A 6711-nucleotide genomic window follows, 5' to 3' on the forward strand; every position below is an offset into this window, starting at 1 on the left:
AGGTTATCGCCACGTTCATCACCGGCTTTATGCCCGGCAAAGACCAGCTCAATCCACAATATTAACCAGCGGTCAATGCGTAACTTCTAATATATTTAAAGCTCTATATAATCCGTATATAGCTTCTTAAGAGGTGCTTTATGCCGATTGGATCAGTTTTTGTAAATAATCGAACGCAAGCCGTCAGGCTTCCCGCCGAGACCCGCTTTCCTGAAACGGCCATTGTGCGATATTCAAAAATTTAAGCGTATGGCAATAGCAAAATCGTTTAACGCCAGCCGTAACCGGCGTATTTATAGTGAGCGTAGCGAGCGAAAAATAAGTCCGAGTACGACATTGATAGATTTTGTATCACACTACCCTAAACCAAAATCACGCTATTCCGACAAGTTAACCCACTAACAAAACACGATTAACACTTTCCTCGTCAATAGACATATTAAAAATTGGCGAAACTGGCCCGCTGCCGCGCATCAAGACCGAAGGAGCGTAGCCGATTGCAAACCGCTACGCTCTAACCGGATCTACGCGAACTATTGTTTCAATGTACGCTTAGGATTACTTATATTACAATTAAAAAATTTATCATGATAAGGACGATCTGATCTTGATCGCAAACGTAAAACCTTCCATTACAGCGTCATTGATACAGGATTTTCAGGAAGCGCTGTTGTCGCTCGATAAGATCAAGGCCGATGCATTGTTTCAGCGAGCGTTATCAAGCCATTCGCCTATTGAAGTAGTGGAGCAGTTCGTTGTGCCGGCACTTGAACAGATCGGCCGGTATTGGAATGAAGGCAGCATCGCGCTTTCCCAAGTCTACATGAGCGGCCGTTTTTGCGAGGAGTTGGTAGAACAGGTTCTCCCGCCCAGCGATCCTGAACGCAAGCACCAGCCGCGGCAAGCGATCGTGGTTCTCAACGATTATCATATGCTGGGCAAACGTATCGTATACTCGGTTATGCGCGCCAGCGGCTTTGAGCTGTTTAACTACGGCCGCATGGATGTGGACGAACTGGTGGAACGGGTCGTTGCAGACAAGCTCCGCGTCTTATTGATTTCGGTGCTAATGATGCCCTCCGCCCTCAAAATACGGGACTTACGCAACGCTCTCGATGCCCGCGGCGTTCAACTGAAAATATTGGTCGGCGGCGCACCGTTCCAGTTCGACTCCCAGCTTTGGCAGGAAGTCGGGGCCGACGCCATGGGCTTATCGGCCGCCGATGCCGTAGCCATCGTCCAGCATTGGGCCGGGGAAATGACATGAACGCCATGCAGCGGGTACTGACCGCCCTGAGCCACAAGGAACCCGACCGGGTACCGCTATTTCTGCTTACCGCACTGCAAGGCGCCAAGGAATTGGGATTGTCCATCGAGGACTATTTTTCTCGTGCCGACTATGTCGTTGAAGGCCAGATGCGCCTCTTAAAAAAATACCGTAGCGACTGCCTCTATCCGTTCTTTTATGTTCCCCTCGAATTGGAAGCCTGGGGCGGCGAAGTTATTTTCCAGGCGGATTGCCCGCCTAATTCGGGAGCGCCCCTGATAAAGCGCACGGAGGACATCGACCGTGTACAACCGCCGCGAGTCGCCGATTCGCCTGGCTTGGTACGCGTACTGGAAACCATCCGCCAACTGAAAGCAAAAGTCGGCGATAGCGTACCGATCATTGCTGTAGCCACATCCCCTTTTTCGTTTCCTGTCATACAGATGGGGTTTGACCGTTACATCGAGTTGATCTACGAGCAACCGGAGCGATTTGCTCGTCTAATGCAAGCTAACGAGAAATTTTGCGTGGAATGGAGTAATGCCCAACTGACCGCCGGAGCTACCGCCATCTGTTATTTCGACCCGGTTTCATCGGTCACCGTCATTCCGAGGGAACTTTATTTGAAGACCGGGCAGCAGATTGCCAAACGCACGCTGGCACGCATCGATGGCCCTGTTGCTACCCATTTGGCTTCCGGCCGCTGTTTGCCCATTGTCAACGACGTTGCCGCCACCGGCTCCGCTGTGCTGGGCGTCAGTGCATTGGACGACTTAGCGAAACTCAAGGCGGCCGCTCAAGGTAAGCTGACCTTGCTGGGTAATCTCAACGGCATAGAAATGCGGCGCTGGACGGCAGAGCAGGCCGAGGCCGAGGTGAAACGCGCCATTGCCCAAGCCGGACGCGGCGGCGGCTTCATCCTGTCTGATAACCACGGTGAAATTCCCTGGCAAGTTCCGGATGAGGTGCTGCTGGCTATCGGCGATGCGGTCGAACGTTGGGGGCGTTATCCATTGGATTGGATCGAATAATGTCCCAAACATCTTTTTCCGGCAAACTCTGCATCCTTACCTGTCACAGTTTCTATCGCGAGATTGCCGCCGCCATTACTGCCGAAGATTGGGATGACGTAACCGCCGCCGCTTTCCCGGTCCGTTGCGGCCGCCCGCCGGCAAGCTGGGATGAACTGCGCCCGCTGCTGGATAAAGACTGCACTCAGGTTGTCGTGTTGGGACGCGCATGCCTTGACGGGTTGGGGAATCCGCCCCAGGCTTGGCCGCCGGTCCGCATTCTGCGTCAAGAACAGTGCTTTCATCTTGTCGCCGGAGCCGCGCTGGTGGCCGACGCCGTTGAACGCGGCGCTTATCTAACCACCCCGGCCTGGCTGCAAGATTGGCCCGCACGCTTGGCGGAAATGGGCTTCACTCCGGCAAATTCACGGGAATTCTTTCAGGATTTTGCCCGTGAATTGCTGTTGCTGGATACCGGCATAGATTCTCAAGCGCCGGTCTATCTGGCGGCGTTGGCCGAAACAGTGGCTCTACCGGCCGGTCGGATTGCCGTTGGCATCGACCACACCCGGCTTCTGCTAACTAAAATAGTGATGGAGTGGCGGCTGGAAGAACTGCAGCGGGCAAACTGCATCCAGGCCGATCAACGCGCCCACGAACTGTCCGACTATGCGATGGCGTTCGACTGCCTCTCCCGCCTGGCGCAAATTATGACTGAAGAGGAATCCATCGACGCTATCAAAGAGCTCTTCCGCATGCTATTTGCTCCGGAAGAAGTACATTATCTTCGGATTGAAAACGGGATCCCCAGTTCTAAATACAATATTCCGGATGCTCTGCTGCGGCAGATGCAAGAATTGCAAGCCGACTATACCTGGATACCCGCTCACCGGGGATTTTTGCTGCGCATTGCTTACGGCGAGCAGTTGCTCGGCGTGATTGCCGTGGAACGGCTGGCGTTTCCGGAATTTCGCGAGCGCTACCTCAATCTGGCCCTGGTTATTGTCGGCGTATGCGGCCTGGCTATTGAAAACGCCCGTATTTATCAGCAAACCACTATGGCGGAAAATACGTTGCGAGAGCATGAGGAGCGCCTGTCATTGGCTACGCTTCATAATGGCGTAGGCATATGGGATTGGAATCTGCAAACACAGGAAATGATATGGGACGATTCGATGTATGCGCTCTATCATATCCGCCGCGAGGACTTTTCCGGTACCGAGGATGCTTGGAGGCAATCATTGCACCCGGACGACCTTGAACGAGGAGACCAGGAAGTCGAGGACGCGCTTTCGGGCAAGAAACCTTTTAACACGGAGTTTCGCGTATGCTGGCCAAGCGGTGAAATTCGCTACATTAAAGCCATTGCGAAAGTATTCCGCGATAATCTCGGGAAACCGTTACGAATGCTGGGCACTAATATTGACATCACTGACCGTAAACTCCTACAGATTGAGCTGGAAAAACAAGCTCATACCGATTATCTCACCGGTGTCAGTAATCGCCGTCATTTCATCGAACAGGCAGAACTGGAACTCAGCCGCGCAATACGCTATGGCAATCCGCTTTCCATTTTTATGATGGACATCGATTTTTTCAAACAGATCAATGACACCTATGGCCATAACGCAGGCGACACGGTACTAAAAAAGCTGGCGGCTGTCTGTTGGCAGACTTTACGCGAAGTAGATATCATCGGACGTTTGGGCGGCGAGGAGTTTGCCGTATTATTGCCGGAAACAGGCCTGGAGGAAGCAACTGAAGTGGCCGAACGTTTGAGAGCGTCGCTTGCGAATGTAAAAATACCCCAGGAAAACGGCCCGCCTCTGCAATTCACTGTTTCTATCGGCGTGTTATCTCTAGCTTCCAAAGACGGCAACTTTGATTCATTACTTCATCTGGCGGATAATGCTTTATACGAGGCCAAGAAATCCGGCAGGAATAAGGTGTGTATTGCCCCGCAATAACAGCAGAGGATGTGCGCCGCCGTGCCTCGGCCTGTTATATCTCATCGGCAACCGATACTGGCCGGATCGCGGATTACTCGGCAGCTCAACCTTCCGCTAACCAAGCTCACTGGTAAATATTCACGTTGATTACCCGGCAATAAAAGCTTCATGACTAACAAACCCATCGAAATCCTCAAAACCGTCTTCGGCTACGATAAGTTCAGGGGCCGGCAGCAGGAGATTATCGACACGCTGATAGCCGGCCAGGATGCGATGGTGTTGATGCCGACCGGCGGCGGCAAATCGTTGTGCTACCAGATTCCGGCCTTGATCCGTCCCGGCGTCGGCATTGTGATTTCACCGCTAATCGCGTTAATGCAGGACCAGGTCAACGCGTTGCTGCAATTGGGCGTCAAAGCCGCGTTCCTGAACTCCACTTTATCCCTTGAACAATCTCGGAAAACCGAACAACAATTGCTTAACGGCGAGCTGGATTTGCTGTACATCGCCCCGGAACGTCTGACTTCGGACCGCACCGGCGCCCTGTTCGAACGGATCAAGATTGCGCTGTTCGCGATTGACGAAGCGCATTGCGTATCGCAATGGGGGCACGATTTCCGCGCCGATTACCTGCAACTGTCGCTGCTGCACGAACGCTTCCCCGACATTCCACGGATCGCGCTGACCGCGACGGCCGACAATAAAACCCGCGAAGAAATCAAGCTGCGCCTGGGACTGGAGCAGGCCAAGCTGTTCCTCAGCGGTTTCGACCGCCCGAATATCCGCTACCGGATCGTGCAAAAACAAAATTCCCGCGAACAGTTGATCGATTTTATCCGCGCCGAACATGCCGGCGATTCCGGGATTGTTTATTGCCTGTCGCGCAAAAAAGTCGATGCGACCGCCGAATGGCTCAGAAGCAAAGGCATCAACGCGCTGCCCTATCATGCCGGCATGGATGCCGGTTTGCGCGCTAAACACCAGCACCAGTTCTTAATGGAGGACGGCTTGGTGATTGTCGCGACGATCGCGTTCGGCATGGGCATCGACAAGCCCAATGTCCGCTTTGTCGCGCATCTGGATTTGCCGAAAAGCGTCGAGGCTTATTACCAGGAAACCGGCCGCGGCGGCCGCGACGGCCTGCCCGCCGACGCCTGGATGGCTTACGGTTTGCAGGACGTGATCACGCTGCGGAAAATGTTGCAAGACTCCAACGCCGACGAAGCGCACAAGCGCATCGAATACCACAAGCTCGATGCGATGTTGGCCTTATGCGAACAGGTCCATTGCCGCCGTCAAGCGCTGTTGGACTATTTCGGCGACCGTCTCGAGCAGCCCTGCGGCAATTGCGACACCTGCCTGGAGCCGGTCAACACGTGGGACGGCACTCTGGCCGCACAGAAAGCGCTGTCCTGCATCCACCGTACTCAACAGCGTTACGGCGTCGGCTATTTGATCGACGTATTGCGCGGCAAGGCTACCGAGCGAATCGTCAAATCCGCTCACGACAAACTGTCGACTTTCGGCATCGGCACCGATATTGACGAACAACAATGGCATTCGGTGTTCAGGCAACTGGTCGCGCGGGGCTTGGTTAGCGTCAATTTCGACCAGTTCGGCGCGTTGCAATTGACCGAAGCCTGCCGGCCGATCTTGCGCGGAGAGCGGCAATTGATGCTGCGCAAGGATTTGCAACCGGCCAAACCGGAACGCGGCCGCAGCGGCAGCAGAAATACAAGCAGGGAGTTTGCGAAAGCCGGCGATACCTTGCTGTGGAATGCGTTGCGCGCCAAGCGCAAGATGCTTGCCGATGCCCAGGATGTGCCGCCCTATGTTATTTTCCATGACGCGACGTTGATGGCGATGCTGGAAGCCAAGCCGACCAATCGCCGGGAAATGAGCCTGTTGTCCGGCATCGGCGAACGCAAACTGGAACTTTACGCCGACGAATTCCTGGCGGTCATCGCTGAGTTTGTCGATATGAATAAGAACGGGCCTATCGGCCTGTCGGATACGATGGCCGAATCGGTAGCCCTGTTCCGCTTGGGCTACAACGTAAAACAGATTGCCCAACAACGGGAACTGCAAGAGACGACCATTTACGGCCATCTGGCCCAATCGTTGGAACAGGGAATGCTGGTGCTGACCGACGTGGTTGAATTGCCCGAGCAGGAAATCAGGTGCATAGAAGAAGCAATCATCAGCTTGCCCGAAGAGCAGCGGAACGCGCTTAAACCGGTTTACGAGCTGTTTGGCGGGCAATACAGTTATGGGATTTTGCGTTGCGTCAGGGCGGCTTTGCAGCATCAGACGGGGTGATTATTTCAACGATGTTGTTGCGTTCTCTGCGAGCCAGACCTTCCAGGTTTTGAAAACCTGGAAGGTCTTTATATTCCTTAGAACTTACGCATTGACAGCCGGTATAGAATATGAGGCATGAACTAACCCTAGGCAACGGAAGGCCCGCCCGTGATAAGAAAAATAA

The 6711-nt window shown here is 53.8% G+C and carries 4 protein-coding genes; all 4 read left to right on the top strand.

Annotated features, from left to right (window positions below; translation table 11 throughout):
* Positions 1-607: 607 nt before the first annotated feature.
* Positions 608-1267, top strand: a complete 660-nt coding sequence (locus tag EKO24_RS06635; RefSeq protein ID WP_206667222.1) for a cobalamin B12-binding domain-containing protein — start codon at positions 608-610, stop codon at positions 1265-1267.
* Entirely contained in the window at positions 1264-2298 is a 1035-nt protein-coding gene (locus EKO24_RS06640) for a uroporphyrinogen decarboxylase family protein (RefSeq protein ID WP_127030732.1), read from the top strand. The genes EKO24_RS06635 and EKO24_RS06640 overlap by 4 nt, the downstream gene beginning before the upstream one ends.
* A complete protein-coding gene (locus tag EKO24_RS06645) occupies positions 2298-4244 on the top strand; it encodes a sensor domain-containing diguanylate cyclase (protein WP_127030731.1) in 1947 nt (648 codons plus the stop codon). The genes EKO24_RS06640 and EKO24_RS06645 overlap by 1 nt, the downstream gene beginning before the upstream one ends.
* A 150-nt stretch (positions 4245-4394) precedes the next feature.
* Positions 4395-6545 (top strand): DNA helicase RecQ, encoded by a 2151-nt coding sequence (gene recQ, locus EKO24_RS06650; protein WP_127030730.1) that lies wholly within the window; start codon positions 4395-4397, stop codon positions 6543-6545.
* Positions 6546-6711: the final 166 nt, after the last annotated feature.

Source organism: Candidatus Methylobacter oryzae (assembly GCF_003994235.2).
Taxonomy (GTDB): Bacteria; Pseudomonadota; Gammaproteobacteria; order Methylococcales; family Methylomonadaceae; genus Methylobacter_A; species Methylobacter_A oryzae.